This window comes from Aliiroseovarius sp. PrR006 (assembly GCF_010500215.1).
Taxonomy (GTDB): domain Bacteria; phylum Pseudomonadota; class Alphaproteobacteria; order Rhodobacterales; family Rhodobacteraceae; genus Aliiroseovarius.
The window spans coordinates 1-19,539 of the sequence record NZ_JAAGOY010000004.1 but is presented as its reverse complement, the minus strand read 5'-3'; the positions used below and the strand labels follow the sequence as shown (position 1 = coordinate 19,539).

At 59.4% G+C, this 19,539-nt stretch carries 21 protein-coding genes; 8 read left to right on the top strand and 13 right to left on the bottom strand.

Going from position 1 to position 19,539, the window contains the following annotated elements:
• The first annotated feature begins 229 nt into the window (after nucleotides 1-229).
• Nucleotides 230-721: a histidine phosphatase family protein gene (locus G0Q00_RS00125; RefSeq protein WP_163035394.1), complete on the top strand. Its 492-nt coding sequence runs from the start codon at nucleotides 230-232 to the stop codon at nucleotides 719-721.
• On the opposite strand, the gene G0Q00_RS00120 is transcribed toward G0Q00_RS00125, so the two are convergent.
• The 8 genes from G0Q00_RS00120 to G0Q00_RS00085 all read right to left on the bottom strand — a co-directional run bounded on the left by G0Q00_RS00120 (nucleotide 718) and on the right by G0Q00_RS00085 (nucleotide 8,014).
• Nucleotides 718-1,104: an acyl-CoA thioesterase gene (locus tag G0Q00_RS00120; RefSeq protein WP_203564872.1), complete on the bottom strand. Its 387-nt coding sequence runs from the start codon at nucleotides 1,102-1,104 to the stop codon at nucleotides 718-720. The genes G0Q00_RS00125 and G0Q00_RS00120 overlap by 4 nt on opposite strands.
• A 77-nt stretch (nucleotides 1,105-1,181) precedes the next feature.
• Nucleotides 1,182-1,607 (bottom strand): homoprotocatechuate degradation operon regulator HpaR, encoded by a 426-nt coding sequence (gene hpaR / locus G0Q00_RS00115; RefSeq protein ID WP_163035392.1) that lies wholly within the window; start codon nucleotides 1,605-1,607, stop codon nucleotides 1,182-1,184.
• Nucleotides 1,558-2,004, bottom strand: a complete 447-nt coding sequence (locus G0Q00_RS00110; protein WP_163035391.1) for a 5-carboxymethyl-2-hydroxymuconate Delta-isomerase — start codon at nucleotides 2,002-2,004, stop codon at nucleotides 1,558-1,560. The genes hpaR and G0Q00_RS00110 overlap by 50 nt, the downstream gene beginning before the upstream one ends.
• Before the next feature lie 74 nt (nucleotides 2,005-2,078).
• Entirely contained in the window at nucleotides 2,079-3,311 is a 1,233-nt protein-coding gene (locus G0Q00_RS00105; protein WP_163035390.1) for a Tm-1-like ATP-binding domain-containing protein, read from the bottom strand.
• On the bottom strand, nucleotides 3,308-4,750 hold the full coding sequence (locus tag G0Q00_RS00100) for an aldehyde dehydrogenase (protein WP_163038188.1): 1,443 nt from the start codon (nucleotides 4,748-4,750) through the stop codon (nucleotides 3,308-3,310). The genes G0Q00_RS00105 and G0Q00_RS00100 overlap by 4 nt, the downstream gene beginning before the upstream one ends.
• Nucleotides 4,657-6,297: a tripartite tricarboxylate transporter permease gene (locus G0Q00_RS00095; protein WP_163035389.1), complete on the bottom strand. Its 1,641-nt coding sequence runs from the start codon at nucleotides 6,295-6,297 to the stop codon at nucleotides 4,657-4,659. The genes G0Q00_RS00100 and G0Q00_RS00095 overlap by 94 nt, the downstream gene beginning before the upstream one ends.
• A 7-nt stretch (nucleotides 6,298-6,304) precedes the next feature.
• Nucleotides 6,305-6,994, bottom strand: coding sequence for a tripartite tricarboxylate transporter TctB family protein (locus G0Q00_RS00090; protein ID WP_163035388.1), 690 nt, complete (start codon nucleotides 6,992-6,994; stop codon nucleotides 6,305-6,307).
• 78 nt (nucleotides 6,995-7,072) lie between these two features.
• On the bottom strand, nucleotides 7,073-8,014 hold the full coding sequence (locus tag G0Q00_RS00085; protein WP_163035387.1) for a tripartite tricarboxylate transporter substrate-binding protein: 942 nt from the start codon (nucleotides 8,012-8,014) through the stop codon (nucleotides 7,073-7,075).
• A 175-nt stretch (nucleotides 8,015-8,189) separates the two neighbouring features.
• Between G0Q00_RS00085 and G0Q00_RS00080 the strand changes: the two genes are divergently transcribed.
• Together G0Q00_RS00080 and G0Q00_RS00075 are read left to right on the top strand one after the other, a co-directional pair.
• Nucleotides 8,190-8,996 carry an IclR family transcriptional regulator gene (locus tag G0Q00_RS00080; protein WP_163035386.1) on the top strand — a complete coding sequence of 269 codons (807 nt, stop codon included), beginning with the start codon at nucleotides 8,190-8,192 and terminating at the stop codon, nucleotides 8,994-8,996.
• Nucleotides 8,993-10,345, top strand: coding sequence for an aspartate aminotransferase family protein (locus G0Q00_RS00075; RefSeq protein ID WP_163035385.1), 1,353 nt, complete (start codon nucleotides 8,993-8,995; stop codon nucleotides 10,343-10,345). The genes G0Q00_RS00080 and G0Q00_RS00075 overlap by 4 nt, the downstream gene beginning before the upstream one ends.
• Nucleotides 10,346-10,407: 62 nt before the next feature.
• Here the strand turns inward: G0Q00_RS00075 and G0Q00_RS00070 are convergent, their stop codons facing one another.
• The 4 genes from G0Q00_RS00070 to G0Q00_RS00055 are packed head-to-tail and all read right to left on the bottom strand — an operon-like array spanning nucleotide 10,408 to nucleotide 13,546.
• Complete coding sequence (locus G0Q00_RS00070; RefSeq protein WP_203564871.1) at nucleotides 10,408-10,590, bottom strand: VOC family protein; 183 nt, start codon at nucleotides 10,588-10,590, stop codon at nucleotides 10,408-10,410.
• Nucleotides 10,591-10,617: 27 nt separating this feature from the next.
• The gene (locus G0Q00_RS00065; protein WP_163035384.1) at nucleotides 10,618-10,929 is read right to left on the bottom strand and encodes a 2Fe-2S iron-sulfur cluster-binding protein; all 312 of its coding nucleotides are present in this window, start codon (nucleotides 10,927-10,929) and stop codon (nucleotides 10,618-10,620) included.
• A gap of 26 nt (nucleotides 10,930-10,955) precedes the next feature.
• Complete coding sequence (locus G0Q00_RS00060; RefSeq protein ID WP_163035383.1) at nucleotides 10,956-12,245, bottom strand: glutamine synthetase family protein; 1,290 nt, start codon at nucleotides 12,243-12,245, stop codon at nucleotides 10,956-10,958.
• Between the two features lie 41 nt (nucleotides 12,246-12,286).
• Nucleotides 12,287-13,546, bottom strand: a complete 1,260-nt coding sequence (locus G0Q00_RS00055; protein WP_163035382.1) for a cytochrome P450 — start codon at nucleotides 13,544-13,546, stop codon at nucleotides 12,287-12,289.
• Nucleotides 13,547-13,632: 86 nt separating this feature from the next.
• On the opposite strand from G0Q00_RS00055, the gene G0Q00_RS00050 reads away from it, so the two are divergent.
• Complete coding sequence (locus tag G0Q00_RS00050; protein ID WP_163035381.1) at nucleotides 13,633-14,346, top strand: type 1 glutamine amidotransferase; 714 nt, start codon at nucleotides 13,633-13,635, stop codon at nucleotides 14,344-14,346.
• Here the strand turns inward: G0Q00_RS00050 and G0Q00_RS00045 are convergent.
• Nucleotides 14,343-14,993, bottom strand: coding sequence for a GntR family transcriptional regulator (locus G0Q00_RS00045; RefSeq protein WP_163035380.1), 651 nt, complete (start codon nucleotides 14,991-14,993; stop codon nucleotides 14,343-14,345). The genes G0Q00_RS00050 and G0Q00_RS00045 overlap by 4 nt on opposite strands.
• Before the next feature lie 238 nt (nucleotides 14,994-15,231).
• On the opposite strand from G0Q00_RS00045, the gene G0Q00_RS00040 reads away from it, so the two are divergent.
• The 4 genes from G0Q00_RS00040 (at nucleotide 15,232) to G0Q00_RS00025 (ending at nucleotide 19,348) form a co-directional block, all read left to right on the top strand.
• Nucleotides 15,232-16,629: an aspartate aminotransferase family protein gene (locus G0Q00_RS00040; protein WP_163035379.1), complete on the top strand. Its 1,398-nt coding sequence runs from the start codon at nucleotides 15,232-15,234 to the stop codon at nucleotides 16,627-16,629.
• A gap of 87 nt (nucleotides 16,630-16,716) precedes the next feature.
• Nucleotides 16,717-17,307, top strand: coding sequence for a GNAT family N-acetyltransferase (locus G0Q00_RS00035; RefSeq protein WP_163035378.1), 591 nt, complete (start codon nucleotides 16,717-16,719; stop codon nucleotides 17,305-17,307).
• A 92-nt stretch (nucleotides 17,308-17,399) separates the two neighbouring features.
• Nucleotides 17,400-17,702 carry a hypothetical protein gene (locus G0Q00_RS00030; RefSeq protein WP_163035377.1) on the top strand — a complete coding sequence of 101 codons (303 nt, stop codon included), beginning with the start codon at nucleotides 17,400-17,402 and terminating at the stop codon, nucleotides 17,700-17,702.
• 167 nt (nucleotides 17,703-17,869) lie between these two features.
• Nucleotides 17,870-19,348, top strand: coding sequence for a PLP-dependent aminotransferase family protein (locus G0Q00_RS00025; protein WP_163035376.1), 1,479 nt, complete (start codon nucleotides 17,870-17,872; stop codon nucleotides 19,346-19,348).
• Nucleotides 19,349-19,539: the final 191 nt, after the last annotated feature.

Below are 19,539 nucleotides of genomic sequence, written 5' to 3'. Positions count from 1 at the left end.
CATTGATCTACGAAGATACATCGCTATCGGTCTCCCCTCACCTGTCGCCACGAACGCATCTAAATCCACAGTTACTCCGTGTTTCTGGTGACCGCCGTAGCGTTCGGCCCATGCTTCTAGCTCGTGGAGATTGAGGTTCTTCCGGTTCGCGTGATCTCATCATCCCGCAAAACTAGCCACATCCCCCACCCCTTGCTAAGCTTCCCCTATTAAGAAGAGGGGAAACATTATGAAAAGAAGGGTATTTCTGGCGCTGACGGGCGCTGGGGTTTTGACGGCATGTGCGCGACCGGGTGTGCTGGGGTTGGCGCCAAACACAACGTTGATCATCGTGCGGCATGGGGATCGGACCGGGGAAAATCTGAATGCCATCGGGCGCGCGCGGGCGCAGGCTTTGGTGGGGGCACTCGACGGGACCCATGTCGACGCGATCTATTCCCCCAGCATGCAGCGCAATCTGGACACGGCCCAGCCTCTGGCAACGGATCGCAATTTGCCGATCAACCGGCTGCCCGCCAACGGTATGGCCGAGCGGTTGCTCACCGCATCCGCCGGAAAAACAGTCGTTTGGGTCGGCAACAAGGGCAATCTGCGCGAGATCTGGGAGGCCCTCGGCGCTGGCGGAGAGCCGCCGCTGACCTACGGCGACCTGTTCATCGTCACGGCCAATCGCTTTGGCATGCTGCAGGTGGACCGCAGGCAGCACGGACCCGAAATCTAGTCTTTCTTCACCGGAACCGGGGTGCCGTCGTCGTCAAGTGAGACGAAGACAAACACGCCCTCGGTCACCTTGTGCTTCGAGCGGCCTCGGTCACGTTCCGACCACGCTTCGAGCGTGACGGACATCGAGGTCCTGCCGACCCGTGTGACCTCGCCATACAGGCACAAAACGTCGCCCACTTTGACCGGCGAGATGAACTTCATCGCGTCCACAGCCACGGTCGCCACGCGCCCGCCCGCGTATTCCGCGGCCAGCACGCCACCCGCGATGTCCATTTGGGACAGCACCCAGCCGCCGAAGATGTCTCCGGCCACGTTGGTGTCCTTGGGCATGGCGAGCGTACGCAGGATGATGTTGCCTTCGGGGGCGTCAGTATTGGACATGGGGGCCTCGTTCATTGCTACCCTATGGGTAAGCCGCGCCAAGGCCCCATGCAAGAACGCCGTTGCGTGACACACGGTCAGGCCGCGCGGGCGACGTCGTAGAGCTCGTTCAGCAGATCCAGAAGCGTTTCCATTTTCTCGGTCCCGAACTTGTCTTCCAGATCCTCATAGATGCCCGCCGCCTTTTGCGACATGGTGGCGTATTTCGCCTCTCCGTCCGTCGAGATCTTCACACGGCGGCGGCGCGCGTCGCTGTCTTCGACCCGTTCGATCAGCCCGCGTTCGGTCAGGGTTTTCAGGATGCGCGACAGGCTAGGGGGCATCAGGACGCAGCGCTCGGCCAGTTCAGTGGCGCAGCAGGGTTTGCCTTCGGCCAGCACGCGGATCACGCGCCATTGCTGGACCGTCAGGCCGATATCGTCGAGTTCCTGACGGAAGGGTTTGAGGGTCGCCTCACGGGCGTGGAGAAGTGCCAGAGGCAGGGCGCGATCGAGTTTCTTCATCATTGTCAGTCCTTTCGCGGATGGCCGCGTGGATCGTGCTCCAACCTTTGCGGCTGAAGCGGGTTTCGATTTCCTGAACCTCGAGACTAAGAATGAAGGGCGTGTCGCCCATCTGCGGGCGCAGCGCGTCCTCAACCGCGCTGTATAGGGTGTCGGCGATGGCCTCGCGCGTGGCTTCGTCCCGTCCCTGCCCTAGTCTGAGGATCATATCCAGGAAGTGATAACCGCCTGCCCCGTCGCCAATGGCGTCGATGTCAGCCTCGAACCCACGCACGCGGATGCCGCCAATGGGACATTTCCCCGTGGCGACCAGTGCTTCGCGCATGGTTTCGGCTAGAGCAGGCAAATCTGCCTGCTCGCCCAGCCCATTGCTGAATTCGAATGACAGGTGTGGCATATTCACTCCTTAACACCGACAATAAATACCCGTCGCACCTAGATTGCAAATCATTGCGGGTGCAACAAGTTGTCTCAGGGGGTGACCACGCCCGAAGCCACCCACGCATCAAACTCTGCCAGCACACGGTCCGAGAACGCGGCGTCGTTGATATGGCTCTCCAACTCGATCAGCGTCACGTTGTCTGGACAGTGGGCGCGGATTTCCTCGACGAACGCGGCCAGCCCCTCGGCGTCATGTAGCGGACCACCGGGACGGTCCCATTCATTGCCACCTTCAAGAGGCAGGATCAGGTTTACCGGGCCTTTCGCACCTGCAAGCTGGGTGCACATAGCCTGCGCCATCTCGCGCCGCTGATCAGGAGTCATCATCACCGAAGATAGAAGTCGGTTATGCGCGTGCACTTCCTGCCCCGCCAGCTTCGGCGGGATGTCCTGCCAGCCGATAAAATCGACAAGGTCATAGCAGCCAATCGATACCATCTGCGGCGTGGCAGACGCCCCCGCATTGGTCATTCGATCCGGCCCGGCGGAAATGGTCGATCCCATGATGTGGTTACCAAGTTCCTGCGGGGCAAAGTCCAGAACGGCGGCAAAGGCGCCCTCGCCCGCAAGGCTTTCAAAGGCGCGCCCGCCCATACCGGTGGCGTGGAACACGGCGACCTCGAACCCGCGTTCTTCCAGCGCCGGTTTCAGGCTGACCATATAGCGCAACACGGTTTTGCCGAAGCTGGTCATGCCAATGAGCGGCTTTTGGAAGTCCGGTTTCTCGACTGCGCGAGCCGCGCCTAGCACGGCACCTGCAGCCTGTGACAGCGACGCTTTGCAGATCGAGTTGAGACCATACAGCCCGCCTGCCCAAAGGATCATCTGCACATCCGCAGGCAGGCGTTCCGGCGGGATCAAGGGTGAGAAGCTGACGGTCGAGACCACGTATTTCGGCACGCCAATTGGCAATGCCTGACACAGGTCCAGCGCTGCATCCGTGCCCATGGTGCCACCCAGCACGATCAGCCCATCAAACACGCCCTCACGGTAAAGTTTCAACGCCAAAGCGGCCGAGCCTTGCGCCATGATTTGCATGGCCGTGTTCTCGCCCCCGCTGTCGATGGCGGCTTGGATCGACGACCCACCAGCCTCGGCCACGTTATGCTTGGAGTAATCGCATGGTCCAGTTGGATCGCCCAGAACCGAGATGTCCATCGTGGCGACACCTCCGCCCTGCGCCCGGATCACATCGGCGATATAGTTCAGCTCGTCATCTTTGGTGTCATAGGTCCCGACGACCAGAATTGTTGTGTCGCTCATAGCTGCATCCATGCTGTCTTGAGGTCGAAATACTTGTCGAAGGCGTGCATCGACTTGTCATGGCCGTTGCCCGATTGCTTGACCCCGCCAAGCGGCACGGTCCCGTCCGATCCACCGTAAGTATTCACGTGGACAACGCCCGCCTGAATGTCGCGCACCATGTTATGCGCACGGCTGAGGTTCGACGTCCAAACCCCTGCTGCCAAACCGAACTTCGTCGAGTTGGCGATGGCGACGGCTTCTGCGTCGGATTTGAACGGTGTGACCGCCAGCACCGGCCCAAACACTTCGTTCTGGGCCACGTTGTCTTGCGGCTTCACGCCTTTCAACACGGTCGGCTCCATGAAATAGCCGCCGGTGTCCTCCATGATGCGCGAACCGCCCAGCGCGATCTCGGCACCCTCGGCCACGGCTTTCGTCACGAAGTTCAGGTTGCCCTCCAACTGGGTCAGGTTGTTCACCGCACCGATATTGGTGGTCAGGTCCAGAGGGTTGCCAACCTTCATCGCGGCGGCATGGCGCGAGAGCGCTTCGACAAATTCATCATGGATGCTCTCTTCGACCAACAGACGCGAACCTGCCACGCAGACCTGCCCGGCATTGCGGAAGATACCAGCTGCCGAAACCTTAGCTGCATGCTCAAGATCCGGCGCGTCTGCGAAGACAACATTGGGGGACTTGCCGCCAAGCTCCAGATAACAGCGTTTCAGGTTCGAGCGCGCCGAATATTCCAACAGCCGCCGCCCGACCCCGCCGGAGCCAGTAAAGACCAGAACGTCCACATCCATCGACATGGCCAGAGCCTCGCCCGTGACGGACCCTGCCCCGGTGACGACGTTCAACACGCCGTCGGGCAGTCCGGCCTCGGCAGCCAATTCCGCAAGCTTCAGCAGCGACAGCGACGCGGTTTCGGCCGGCTTCAACACCACCGAGTTCCCCGCCGCCAGCGCGGGTGCAAGTTTCCACGCCCCAATCATCAGCGGGAAGTTCCACGGCACAATCGCGCCCACGACGCCCACGGGTTCTTTGTGCACAAGACCCAGCACATCACCCGCAGTCGGGGCAATCTCGCCATAGACCTTGTCCAATGCCTCGGCATAATAATGGAAGGTGCCTGCCGCCGATCCCGGCTCGGCCTTCAGGGCCATGCCGATCTCGGTCCCGTTGTCGCGCACGCCCAGAACGGCCAGTTCCAGCGCGTTGGCCTCGATCAAATCGGCCAGCTTGTGCAGCACCTTCTTGCGATACGCAGGAGCTGCTCGTGACCAGCGCCCGTCGTCAAAGGCCCGCCGTGCCGCCGCAACCGCGCGGTCCACATCCGCAGCGGACGCCCGCGCAATCGTGGTCAGTCTTTGTCCGTCAATCGGCGAGAGAACGTCTTGCGCTTCGCCCTCAGCTTCTTGCCACGCTCCGTCAATATATAGTTTCTGCGGCGCGATAGGATGGCTGGAAAGCTCGTTGATGCGTGACTGATCTGCCATTCGTCGGTCTTTCTTTCTTTGTAGTCCAGCCAGACCCGGCGGAAATGCAGGAGAAGGACAAGGACAATCATTCCGAATAGGATCGCCGCAATTGGGCGATCAATGAAATCAAGCGGGGTTTTCACGCGCGCCATGGCGCTGCGCAGTTTCACTTCCATGATGCCGCCCAGAACCATGCCCAGAACGATGGGCACAACTGGCAGCTGCATACGTTTCATGATGAAGCCGAAGATGCCAAAAGCGGCGGCGATGATGCAGTCGGTCAGCGAGTTGCGGAGCGAGTAGACGCCCACGAAGCTGAGAACCAAAATGCACACACCCAAGAAGCGATTGGGGATCTTCACCACCTTGATCAACTGATTGGTTGCGACCAACAAGAAGGCCACCACAAGTACATTCAGGATCAGAAGCGCGAGGTAGAGCGCCACGACAAAGTCCATGTCATTCTGGAACAGCTGTGGGCCGGGGATCACGTTATGGACATAGAAGACCGACAGCATCATCGCCGTCAGCGCTTCACCGGGGATGCCCAGCGCCAGAAGCGGGACCATCGCGGCACCGGGGACCGCGTTATTGGCGGTCTCGGCGGCGATCAGACCTTCTGACGATCCGTGCCCAAAGTCCTCGGGACGCTTCGACGACTTCTGCGCATAGGTGTAGGACATAAACTGCGCGGTGAACTCGCCCACGCCGGGGATCATGCCCATAACCACACCGAAGGTGGCCGAAATACCTGCGATGCGCGGATGGCGGGCCAGCTCACGGAAGCCTTGGAAGAAGCTGCCTTTCAGCTTGGTCAGGCGGACTTTCTCATCATCTCCGTGCAACAGCGTAAACGCCTGCGACAGTGCAAAAAGCCCCAGCACAACGACGATCAGGTTCACCCCACCCGACAACCAGCTTTGGTCAAAGGTATAGCGCTTGGAGAAGCTGGCCGAGTGCAGGCCGATGGTATTCAGCCAGATGCCAAAACACGCCATCGCCGCCGCAATCAGCGTATGTTTCCGGTGTGCGGTGACAACGAGGATGATGCCCAGAAGCGCCGCCAAGAAGATCTCACGCGAGCCGAACATGGGGGCGATTTTCGCCAGAATGGGCGCGAAGAAGATCAGGCACACGACCGAGAAGATGCCGCCAAAGAAGGACGAGCTATAGGCCAGAGACAGCGCGCGGCGTGCCTCGCCACGGGTGGTCATCGGGTAACCATCGTAAGTGGTCAACGCATTCACCGCCGTGCCCGGCGTGTTGATCAGGATCGCGGGAATGGATCCGCCATACATCGAACTGCCATAGATGCCCAAAAGCACGGTCAGCCCGACAATGGGGTCCATGCTGAACGTGGCCGGCAGCAAGATCGCGATGGCCACCGCGGGGCCAACCCCGGGAATCGCGCCGATCAGCACACCGCCGACCGAACCCACCAAAAGCGCCAGCACCACGTCCCAGCGGGCCAGAACCGAGGAACTGGCCTGCACTTGCGCAAGAAAGTCGTAGATCAGGTCCATGCTGCCCTCAGAAATTCAGGATGAAGAACGAGCGCAGCGCGCCCGGAAGGTATTCATAGATGGCCGCGCCGGGGATCTTTACTTGCAAGAAGCTTTTAAAGATCAGCACGACTAAAACCGCAAAGACACCCGCGCTCCACATCATCAAGCGCGAGCGGTAACCCACCCGCCATGTCAGGATCAGCGAGAACGCGATTGTAACCGGTAAATAGCCGATCAACGGCACCAATATGACGTAGGCTAAGAACCATCCCGCCCACTCGAAAACAGACGCCCAGATTTTGGCTTCGCGCCGGTCCGTCCAGTGTTGGTACAGCCACGTCACACGGATGACAGCGACCAGAAACACGATGGGGGCCGCGCCTATTGGGCCAAGCCATAGTGACAGACCTATCGCCAATACCGCCCAAGACAAGCTTTCGGCCCATTGGAACCAATCCGCTTCACGCATCCAGCGCGGCAGGCGGCGTTGTTTACGCGGCAGATGCCAAAAATGCAGTGCAGTGAACAACACCATGCCGCCAACACCAATCCCCGGCCAGAACCTAGGTTGTGCGAAGAAGTCTTTGCCTTTCAGCCACTTGGTTTGATCTTCAATGGCGGCCAGCAAAAGCGTGGCACAGATCAAAAACAGGGCCGCGAACAACACTTGACCGCGCTGTGGCCGGTCTGGATGTTCTGTGATCTCATCGCTCATATCGGGCGCTTTCCGGGGGCGTATGCGTCACACGGGGCCAGCCAAAGCCAGCCCCGCCAAAGATCGTATAAGATGGGATTACTCAAGGATCCCGCTGATCACGGCACCGGTTTCCTGATCGCCAGCGATCCGTGCGGCCGAGGCTTCAGCATCCATCCAGTACACCAGCGCACCGGTTTCCTTGGCAACCGCTTGAGCACGTTCGCTCATCACAGTTTTAGCAGCAACGGCGGCGATCTTCTCGCGCACATCTGCCGGGGTATCCTTGGTTACGAACAGGCCGTTCCACAGGGCGATGTTCAGCTGAGCGTCCAGTTCGCCAATGGTGGGCGTGTCCGGCACAAGGCTGATACGCTCGTCGGTGACGGCCATCAGGACTTTTACGTCATCAAGGCAGGGCAGGATCAGCTGCAACGTGGTGTTGATCACGTCTGCGTCGCCCGAGGCCAGCGTGTTGCAGTCCAGTGCGTCAAACGCCGCGTCCGACCCCCACTCAAAACCAGCATTCTTTGCGTAGGCTTTGGTCACCTGCGTCGGCGTCAGCACGTCACCGAAATGGCCCAGCGCCACGTCGTTTTCCTTGGCATAGTCAGCAAGCTCGGCCATCGAACTATAAGGCGCGTCGCCCGAGGTCGCGACCACGAAGGGATAGGTCAGGAAGATGCCGATCGGGTCGAATTTGGCCGGGGCCAGCTCGTCAATGCCGATCTCGTGGCCGATCACCGGCACTGCGGGTACGAAGCTGCCGATGGTGTAACCATCAGCTGGAGCCGTTGCCACGTCGATCGCTCCAGGGAATGGGCCGCCACCCCCGCCTGGTTTGTTCACAACAGCAGCTGATACGCCGTACTCGGCCTGGAAGTCTTCCGCGATCATGCGGGTCAGCACGTCTTCCAGATCACCCGGAGGCCATGGGACGATGAAGCTGACCGGCTTTTCCGGATATTCGGCCATCGCGGGTGCCGCGACCATGGATGCGGTTACGGCCAGCGCGCCAGCCAGAATGGATTTGGTGTTCATGACGGTCTCCCTGTTTCGTCAGATCAGAATTCTTGCATCGGTTCAATATTCGAACCATCGGTTTTAAAATAGATTGACAGACGGGAGTGATTCCTGTCAACAAAACAATGAACATGTGAATGAAAAACTGCGCAGCTCGCCAGAAAGCAAGCGCGGAAACCAACCGGAAGACCCAATGGGAACAGCATCCAAAGCACTGTCATTGCTTAATTATTTCAGCCGCGCACAGTCCCAGATTGGCCTGAGCGACCTGGCGCGCCTGTCGGGTATGAACAAGGCCACCGTCTATCGCCTGATGGGCGAACTGGCAGATCATGGATTCGTTGAACAGGTGGGCGCGGGGCGTGAATATCGTCTTGGTCCGGCCTTTCTGCGGCTCGCTGCCCTGCGCGAAAAAGCCGTTCCCATGCGCGAATTGGCTCTGGCTGAACTGACGAAACTTAGCGAGTTAACCGGCGAGACCTCGCATATGTCGCTCTTGAATGGCGAGGTTCTTTCCAACCTTGCCTATAGCTATGCGCACAAGCATGGCACGATGGTGATGATGGAAGATGCCGAGGTGCTCGAGCTGCACTCCACCGGCTCCGGTCTGGCCGTCTTGGCCTTTTCCCCCGCCCCCTTTGTTGACGCCGTGCTGAACAAACCGCTGGTGGTACGCACGCCGGAAACCGTGACCGATCCCGAAGCAATCCGCGCCCTTCTTCCGAAAATCCGCGAGCATGGCATGGCGCGGTCCGTTGGCGGCTACGAGCAAGATGTCTATTCCCATGCTGTGCCAATTTTCGACGCCGGGTCAAACTGCATCGGCGCAATAGCCGTCGCGGCCCCCGTCTCGCGTATGACCGACGAGCTAAGATCAACCATCCAAACCGAACTCGCCCTCGCAGCCCGCCGCACCACGCGCGTGCTGGGGGGCTTTCCACCCGACAGTTTTCCCAAAATCAATCCCACAGACTCTCCTGTAGAAAGCGAGCTGACATGAAAGATTCCAACTTTCTGAAAGAAAAGAACGCCCGTTCGCTCTGGCATCCAATGGCGCATCCCGCCGACAGCCTTCAAAACCCGCCGACCATCATCACCGGCGCCTCTGGCGTAAAGATCAAAGACGTCGACGGGCACGAGGTCGTCGACGCCGTGGGCGGGCTGTGGAACGTGAATCTTGGATTTTCGAACCAGCCCATCAAGGACGCGATCTCGGCCCAGTTGGACATTCTGCCCTACTACTCCACCTTCCGCGGCACTACCAATGACAAGGTGATCGAGCTGTCGGAACTCCTGCGTGATTTCTTCGCGCCGGACGGGCTGACGCGGGCGTTTTACACGTCGGGCGGATCGGACAGTGTTGAAACTGCGCTGCGTCTGGCGCGCCAGTATCACAAGGTGAAGGGCGACACGGGCCGCACCAAGTTCCTGAGCCTGAAGAAGGGCTATCACGGCACCCATATGGGCGGCGCGTCGGTGAACGGGAACGCCAATTTCCGCACCCAGTATGAACCGCTTCTGCCCGGCTGCTATCACATCCCGGCACCCTACACCTATCGCAACCCGTTCAACGAAACGGACCCCGAGCGTCTAGCCCAACTGTGCCTGCAGGCGATGGAAGACGAGATCGCATTCCAAGGCGCAAACACCATCGCCGCGATGATCATGGAGCCCATTCTGGGTGCAGGCGGCGTCATCCCCCCCCATGAAAGTTTCATGCCGGGCGCGCGCGAGATCTGCTCGAAACACGGGATCCTTCTGATCGCGGACGAGGTCATCACCGCCTTTGGTCGTACCGGGGGCTGGTCGGGCAGCCGGTACTGGGGCGTGCAGCCTGATTTCATGTGTACCGCCAAGGCGATCACCAATGGTTATTTCCCTTTCGGCGCGGTGATGATTGCCGACCATGTGGTTGAAACCTTTGAAAAAGATACGACCGGTGCCGCCGCAATCGGCCACGGCTACACCTATTCGGGCCACCCGGTCGGCGCGGCCGCTGCCGTGGCCTGTATGGAGGAAACCGTGCGCCTGAAGGTAAACGAAAACGCCGCCGCACGTGGCGCCGAGCTGTTTGCGGGCCTGCAAGAACTTGGCGCGGCCTATGACATCATCGGCGATGTGCGCGGGGGGCACGGATTGATGTGCGCGCTGGAGCTGGTCTCTGATCCGGCCACCAAGGCACCGATTGACAAGAAGACCATCGGCACATTGCAAGAGGTCGCCTATCAGAACGGTGCGATGGTACGCGTCTCGGGTCCGAACGTCATCATGTCACCGCCGCTGGTGCTGACCTCGGACGACGTGCAGACCATCCTGCGCGCACTGAAAGCGGGCTTCGCCGCCGTCTAAGCCTCTGCCAAAACCAACAGAAAGGCCGCCCCGACCGGGCGGCCTTTATCTGTGTTGGTCGATCAAAATGGGGAAGCCGCCAGAGTGTCGCCGTTCCTCATGATCAGATAATTGCGTTCTTCAGTACCGGCATAGGCGGTGAAGCCCAGCACCTCGCAAAACACCCTTGATGCGGCCAGATCCTTGACGCCAAGGCTGACCGAGAACGCTCCGAGATGCGTAATGTGATCCTCCCTTTGCGACAAGTGTAGCACAGGCGGATCACACAAGCTTCAGACCGGGACGACCAGCCGAATGCCGTCCAGAGCGTCCGAGGCTTCGATCTGGCAGGACAGGCGCGAGGCATCGGTGACTTCGCCATCCGCCATGTCCAGCATCGCCTCTTCGAAATCGCCCTTTTCGCCGGTTTTGGACAACCAGTCGCCATCCACATGCACGTGGCAGGTGGCGCAGGACAGAGAGCCCCCGCATTCGCCATGAATGCCCACGACATTGTTCGCTTGGGCGGCTTCCATCAGGTTCACGCCCGTCTGGACGTCAGCCACAACTTCCTCGCCCCCAGACAAGACCCAGGTTACTTTCATCTCGTATCTCCTTGTTATCTTTCCGTTTAGACGAAGTTCACATAGAAATCGCGCAGCCCGTCGCCTTCCAAGTCGCGGGTCTTAATAACCTCTTTGCGCTTCATGAAAATATGGTTGTCGACCAACAAGCGACCGACGCGATCGCCCAGCACAGTGTCGGCCTCCAGATCGTTCATCGCCGCCTTCAGGTTCACAGCCGTGCCTTCCTTGGCCTCGGTGCGATCAAACCCGTCGCCGCCCTCGATGGGCCCAAGCGGATAGTTGTTTTCCAGCCCCAACAGGGATGCCTGCAACACAGCCGCCACCGCCGTATAGGGGTTGGCCATTGCGTCTGCCATCCGGTGCTCAAGCCGCGATTTCGCGCCGCCCTCGCCGGAAATCCGGGTGGTGACATTGCGGTGATCCCCGCCCCAGTTGCGCCAGTAGCCTGACAGCGATCCCGGCTGCAAACGCTGGTAGGAATTCGTCGTCGGCGCGACCAGACCGGCAAGCCCCTTGTGGTGATGCATCAGGCCCGAGATACAGCCGCGCGCCAGATCGTTCATGTGATCCGGCCCGCCCACGGGACCATTGTCCAGCGCATTGCCGCCCGAGCGATCCCGGAAGCTATAGTTGATGTGCATGCCGGATCCGCCGGCTTCAGCGATCGGCTTCGGCATGAAGGTCAGGACCAGCCCGTGCTCCAATGCGACCTCGCGCGCCATCTGGCGAAACAGCACGATGTCATCCACGTGCTTCAGCGCCTCATCAAAGGTCAGGGTGAACTCGAACTGCGGACTGTCATATTCGCCCGTCATCATCTCAAGGTTAAAGCCCAGCTTCTCGGCGCGCTCCCAGATGTCGTCGGTGAAGCGAAGCGGATCGGTAAACGGCCCGGTGCCATAGACCACGCCACCCGGCGCATCGTACGGCACAAGACGACCAACTTCGTTAGCCATCAGGGCAAAGCACTCCAACTCGATCCCGACCATGGGCTTCAGGCCGCGCTCTTCCCAAGCGGCAATCGCACGTTTCAGCGCCTGCCGTCCGCACAACTCCAGTGGCACGCCGTCTTGGTCATAGAGGTCACCGATGACGATCTGCGTCGAGGCCTCCCACCCGGCGCGAATGTCTTCGGCCCGCCAGCGCAGCTCCATATCCGGCAGACCTTCCTTCATCATCGCCCCTGGCGCGTCCAAAAGGTCCTTGTCGTAATGCACGCCGTAAGTGGACCGACAGAACCGCGTATCCCCGGTGCCAATTTTCGAGCCGGGCAGGTATTTGCCGCGCAGAATGCTCAGATGATCAAGCCACAAGGCCCGCAAACGATCTTTCATGTATCCTCCCTGCCCGGTGATCCGGGTCGCCCCATTTGGGGTTATTTGGCCTGCATGGTGACAGGCAATTCCTTGATCCCACCCACGAAATTCGAGCGCAGGAACTTGTGGTCCCCGGCAGGTTCCACCATTTTCACCCGTTTCGCCAGTTCTTCGAACAGAACCCGCACCTCAAGCCGTGCCAGATGCATGCCCAAACAGACATGCGGGCCGCCCTGCCCGAAGGACATATGGCGGTTGGGGCTGCGGTGCAGGTCCACACGATTGGGGTCGTCAAACACCTCTTCATCGCGGTTGGCGGATGACCACCAGTACAGCACCTTGTCGCCTTCCTTGATGAGTTTCCCGTGCATTTCATGATCGCGCGTGGCGGTGCGGCGGAAGTAAAGCGCGGGCGTGGCCCAGCGGATGATCTCGTCCGGGGCCGTGGCCCAGATGTCACCGCCTTCCTGCATCTGTCCCAGCAACTCCTGTTGATGCGCCATCGCCTGAATGCCAGCCGCAATCGAGTAGCGTGTCGTGTCATTCCCGGCCGCGACGAGCAGACAGAAGAAGTTGCGGAACTCTTGTTCCGGCATGACGTCCCCGTCGCGATTTGGTTGCAGGATCATATGCAACACGCCATCGGTGTCGCCCTTGCGGTTCTTTTCCTCGATCAGACGCTTGGCATAGTCGAACAGCTCGGCCCCGGCAGGCGAGTTGAACGGCATCATCCGGTATTCATCGGTCTCCATCTTGTCCAAAACGTGATCGGTGAAATCCGGGTCCGTGTTGGCAATCAGCGCGTCGCCTTTTTCCACAAGCCACGGTAGGTCCTCGTCCGGCGTGCCGATGATCCGGCCCAGCATCATCATTGGCAGCTGACGGGCAATCATCTTGGTGGCGTCAAATGTTCCGGCCTCAAGCGCCGCGTCCAGAATGGGATGGCACAGCTCGCGAATTTGATCTTCGAAGCCTGCAACGACAGGGCGCGAGAACGCCTTCCCCACCATCACGCGGGTCTTCATATGTTCGGGCGGATCGGTTTCCTGAAAGGTGCGGCGGGCCAGATATTCCTCATAAGTCTGATCCTCCATCCGGATGCCGCGGGCCGAGGACATCAGCTCGTAGTTCCGGTTCAGTTCGGTGATGTCAGCGTGGCGCACGACGTTCCAAAAGCCTTCGCCCCCGTCCCAATCGGTCCAGCTCAGCGGGTCTTCGCGGCGCAGACGTGCGAACGTGTTGTGCGGGGCACCGTTTACAAACGTATCGTGGCTCGACAGATCTGCAAATCCATCATCTTTTGGCGTCCAGACGGTCATGCGCATCTCCCTGGCGTTTTAGCTGTTGTATATAGCGCGTCTATAAATATATTAGAGAACATGTTAAATATGTAAAGGGCGAAATCATGCGCATCGCAATTCTGATGACGAACACGGATGAAAGCAGCTTTGCCGACCAACACCCGAAGGACGGCGAGAAGTGGACGGCTCTACTGTCTCATCAGCGCCCGAACTGGGACTATGTGGCCTTTTCCGTGAAGGATGGTGATTTCCCGCAAGAGCTTGAGGTCTTTGATGGTTTCGTGATCACCGGCAGCCCGGCGTCGGTCCATGATACCGACGCGTGGGTCGATCAGCTCTCAGAGCTGATCCGCACCCTACACATCCAACAAAGACCGCTCTTCGGTGCTTGCTTCGGACATCAGGCCATTGCCAAAGCGCTTGGCGGCAAGGTTGAAACAAACCCGGGCGGCTGGGTTTTCGGCTCGACCGAGATGGAGATCAGCACCCCCGCCCCTTGGGCCGATGCGCAGCAGTTCCGGCTCTATGGCGCGCATATTGAACAGGTCACCAAAATGCCCGATGGGGCGACCAACATTATGACGTCCGAAGGCTGCCCGATTGGCGGCTTCCACATCGGCGATCACGTCTTCACCACGCAGAACCATCCGGAAATGACACCAGACTTCATCGCCGCCCTCATTGAGGAACTGGAAGAGGAGAAACCCGCCGAGGTAATCGCACGGGCACGCGCCTCACTGGCGCGATCTGCGGATGGTCAGAAGTTCGCGGAATGGATCGTCAGGTTCTTCGAACACGCGGCAACAGCCAAACCCTAACCAAGCGCAGCCAGCAGATCGGTCACGGTCACACGGTCGAACAGGACATGTTCGGTCATCAGAGCACGTGCCTTGTCCACGTCATGGACCAAGATCAACTCGGCGATCTGGCGGTGCTCGCGCGCGCTTTCGGCGATCGCGCCCGGATTGCGATAGCGGGCGCGATAGTAGGCAATAAGCTTGCGCCCATTCATCTTGATCATGTCCAGAAGGAACGGGTTTCCCGCAGCCTCGGCCACCTTTTTATGGAAGGCGAGGTTTAGGGCGTAGTACCCGTTTGGATCGCAATCCCCTTTGTCGCGGGCATGGGCCTCGCAGGCCTCGACGATTTCCATCAGCTCCGCACCATCCTCGGGCCCGATCCGACGTGCAGCCAGCCCCGCCGCCTGCCCTTCCAGTTGGGCGTTCACCTCGAGAATGGCCAGAAACTCTTCAAAGCTGGGCTTGAACAGAACTGCCCCTTTTCGCGGTGGGCGTACCACCAACCCCATCGCTTCAAGCCGCAGCAACGCTTCGCGCAGCGGTGTGCGCGACACCTCGTACTGCGCAATCAGGGCGTTTTCGTCGATTGCCTCTCCGGGCGACAACTCGCCCCGGTCAATCGACGTCAGGATTGCATTCAACACGATTTCAGTTTGACCAGCCATGCGGGCAGTTAAGCAAATCCTGCGGGGAATTCCAGCTTTCCCTGGCATTCCGTGTTATATTTCAAACGCGGTTAACCGGTTGGCATCAGGTGGCCCGTGTTTCCGCGCCAATTCTGGATATATTTTAATAGCGGGCTGGCCCTATTTTCGTTTCCAATTTCCGAGAAGATATTTGATCAAAGAATCTCTGTTCCCACGGCCCGCTTCGCACGGGGAACCTTCAGCACCGGAGGACGTCATGGACGGTCAAATCAAAGAAAACGATATCAGCCACGTGGTCGAGGCCGACAAGGCCCATGTGTGGCACCACCTGACCCAGCACAAACCCTTTGAAACTGGTGATCCGCGCATCATCGTCGAAGGCAAAGGCATGCGCGTCTGGGACCAGAACGGTAAAGAGTATATCGACGCCGTGTCGGGTGGCGTCTGGACCGTGAATGTTGGCTATGGCCGCGAATCCATCGCTGATGTTGTGCGTGACCAGCTGGTGAAGATGAACTATTTTGCCGCCGCTGCGGGCTCGATCCCCGGCGCACTGTTCTCAGAGAAGCTGATCGAAAAGATGCCCGGCATGAGCCGCGTCTACATCACCAACTCGGGGTCGGAAGCGAACGAAAAAGCCTTCAAGATGATCCGCCAGATCGCGCACAAGAAGTATGGCGGCAAGAAAACCAAGATCCTGTATCGGGACCGCGACTATCACGGCTCGACCCTTGCCACCATGTCGGCAGGTGGTCAGGACGAACGCAACGCGCAATATGGTCCCTTCGCACCGGACTTCATCCGCGTGCCGCACTGCATGGAATACCGCAAGCACGAGTTGGGTCTTGAGCATCTGTCGGGCGTCGAGTTCGGCCGCGCTGCTGCTGACGCGATTGAAGAAGTCATCCTGCGTGAAGGTCCCGAGACCGTTGGCGCCCTGTGCCTTGAGCCCATCACCGCCGGTGGTGGCGTGATCGAAGCGCCCGAAGGCTACTGGCCGCGCGTGCAAGAAATCTGCGAGAAATACGATATCCTGCTGCATATCGACGAGGTCGTCTGCGGTCTGGGCCGTACCGGAACCTGGTTTGGCTATCAGCACTACGGCATCAAGCCTGATTTCGTCACCATGGCGAAGGGTGTGGCCTCGGGCTATGCGGCGATTGCCTGCTGCGTGACCACCGAGCGCGTGTTTGACATGTTCAAAGAAGACGCCTCGGACCCGATGGGCTATTTCCGCGACATCTCGACATTTGGCGGCTGTACCGCTGGCCCGGTGGCCGCGCTGGAAAACCTGCGCATCATCGAAGACGAAGGCCTGTTGGAGAACACCACCAAGATGGGTGAACGCATGCTGGCAAACCTGTCTGCGCTGGCTGAAAAGCACGCTGTCATCGGTGACGTGCGCGGCAAGGGTCTGTTCCTTGGTGCCGAGCTGGTAAAGGACCGCGAAACCAAAGAACCCGTCTCGGAAGCTGACGTCGGCGCCGTGGTCGCCGATTGTGGCGCGCAAGGTGTGATCATCGGCGCGACCAACCGTTCGCTTCCGGGCCGCAACAACACGCTGTGCTTCAGCCCGGCCCTGATCGCGACCGAGCAGGACATCGACCGGATTTGCGAAGCCGTCGACAACGCCCTGACCAAGGTTTTCGGCTGACACGGCTGCGCTCTGGCATCATAGTTCATTGAAAGGCGGCCCTGTCACCGGGGCCGCCTTTTTCGTGAGGCAGGAAAGGAATTTGCCATGTGGCCTTCGCCCGTTACGCTGACCGGTGATCATGTGATCCTTGCTCCGCTACATATGGAGCACGCACCCGCCCTGAAAGAGGCCAGCGCGGACGGCGCGCTGCACCGCTTGTGGTACACATCGATCCCCAAGCCCGCAGATATGCAGGCCGAAATCAACAGGCGTCTAGCCCTGCAAAAGGCCGGATCTATGTTGCCCTTCTGCGTGATGACACCCGATGGCACACCCGTGGGCATGACGACCTTCATGAATATCGACGCCACCAACAAACGGGTCGAGATCGGATCGACCTGGTATCGCAGTTCTGTCCAGCGCAGCCCTCTGAACACCGACGCCAAGCGGCTGCTCTTGTCCCATGCGTTCGACACTCTGAACTGCATCGCGGTCGAGTTCCGCACTCATTTCATGAACCACCAAAGCCGTACCGCGATTGAACGGCTGGGCGCCAAGCTGGACGGCGTGTTGCGTAGCCATATGGATCAGGGCAACGGGGTTCTGCGCGATACCGCCGTATACTCGATCATCGCATCGGAATGGCCCGCCGTCCGGGCAAACCTGACATGGCGGCTTGAAAAGCCTAGAAAATAAGGGGTTTCACCATTACGTGACCCTCGGGGGCTGGACAGTTAAGTATTTTGTTCTATATTTGTTCTCATTCGATGTGAGCAAAGGAACACGCCATGGCCCAGCCCAGAAGCCTGCCCCCGACGCCAAAACAGACGGACTATGCCCGCGCGATTGCGTCAAAGCTGGGCGCGGCAATTCCTGCAGACGTGGCACAGGATCGCGCCGCCCTGTCTGGCTGGATTGGCGAGCATCAAGCCCGCCTGAAAGCACGCGCTGTGCAGCCACGTGACACTCGGGCGACCTCGAAACAGGTGGCCTATGCCGAACGGATCGCGCGCACCAAACGCCGGTCGGTCCCGGATGAGTGCTTTCGCGATGCCGGGCTGATGTCGGCGTGGATCTCGTCAAATCGCTAAGGCGTTTCTCATAGACTCGACACATCGGGATTATGAGAAACATCGCAACATCACTGCATTGGAAGGATGGTTTTCGCAAAACCTTTACCAAGGTTTATGAAAACCGCTTTGAGAAGTTGAGTATATCCAGATTGCACCGCGACTAAGTCCAATATAAGGTGCCCTTTATGGCAGCACCTGTTGAAACATTCTTTCTGGACCCCGATGCCCAGGGCACCCTTCAAGCGCAGATCCAGCAAATGATCGCCGAGGCGATCCTGTCTGGGCGCCTGCCCCGTGGCGAAAAGCTCCCCTCGACGCGAAAATTATCGACCCATCTGGGGGTCAGTCGGATCACCGTGACGCTGGCCTATACCGAGCTGCAGGCGAACGACTATCTGTCGTCCAAGGGGCGCTCCGGCTTCTATGTCTCGGAAAACGCGCCAGAACCGCCCAGCTTTCAACCCCGCGCCCGGGGCGAGGACAAGGTCGACTGGCATCGCGCCATCGGCAACCACTTTACCGGTGGCAGCACGCCCAAGAAGCCGCAGAACTGGCGGCAACAGAAATATCCCTTCATTTACGGGCAGGCTGACCCAAAGCTCTTTGACCACAACGCGTGGCGCCTGTGCGCCCTACGCGCGCTTGGTCACAAGGACCATGAAGTGATGATGGGCGACTACTATGATCAGGACGACCCGCAACTGATCGAATTCATCGCCCGCCACATCCTTCCCCGCCGCGGCATTCTAGCCCGACCGGAAGAAATCCTGATCACGCTGGGCGCGCAGAACGCCCTGTGGATGGCCGCACAGATCCTGCTGACCCAACGGCGCACCGCCGCGATCGAGGATCCCTGCTATTACTCGCTGCGTGACGTTCTGACCCAAAGCCGCTGTCATCTGGTCAACATCCCGGTTGATCGTGATGGGCTGCCCCCCGAGGCTCTGCCCGATGGCACTGACGTCATTTTCTCGACGCCCAGTCACCACAGCCCGACCACCGCCACCATGCCGATTGAGCGACGCAAAGCGCTTTTGGCACGCGCCAAGGAACTGGACGCCGTGATCGTTGAAGACGACTATGATTTCGAAATGTCGTTCCTGAAGCCTCCCTCGCCCGCGCTGAAATCCTTGGACCGCGAAGGGCGGGTGATCTATGTCGGCAGCTTCTCGAAATCGCTATTTCCGGGGCTGCGCCTTGGCTACATGGTCGGGTCGGAACCCTTCATCCGGGAAGCCCGCGCATTGCGCTCGGCCGTGTTGCGTCATCCGCCGGGACTGATCCAACGCACCGTCGCCTATTTCCTGTCTTTGGGCCATTATGACGCCCTGATCCGCCGCATGGGCAGCGCTTATCAGGAACGGCGCGAAGTGATGAACCAAGCCATCGACGATGCGGGTCTGAGCATTGCCGGGCGCGGTGTTTTTGGCGGATCAGCCTTCTGGATGCGTGCGCCAGAAGGGGTGGACATGGGGCAACTGGCGGCATCGCTTAACGCCAAGGGCGTCTTGATCGAACCCGGCACGCCGTTCTTCCGCGGCCCCAACCAGCCCACCAACTTCTATCGGATCGCCTACAGCTCGATTCCCGCGTCGCGCATCCCCGATGGGATATCTCTGATTGCCGACGAGATCGCTTCGACAGTTAAATCTGGCACCAGATAGCCAAAACAACTGGCCCTATAGGCAAAGGATCCCTCTGCCTAAAAATGAGTCAGGAAAACTGCTTGGGCGGACGAAGTGAAGACGTCGCCCTACCACCATTTCAAGGGAGAGCGTCACAATGAAGATGACCACGGAAGAAGCGTTCGTAAAAGTGCTTCAGATGCATGGGATTGAGCATGCGTTTGGTATTA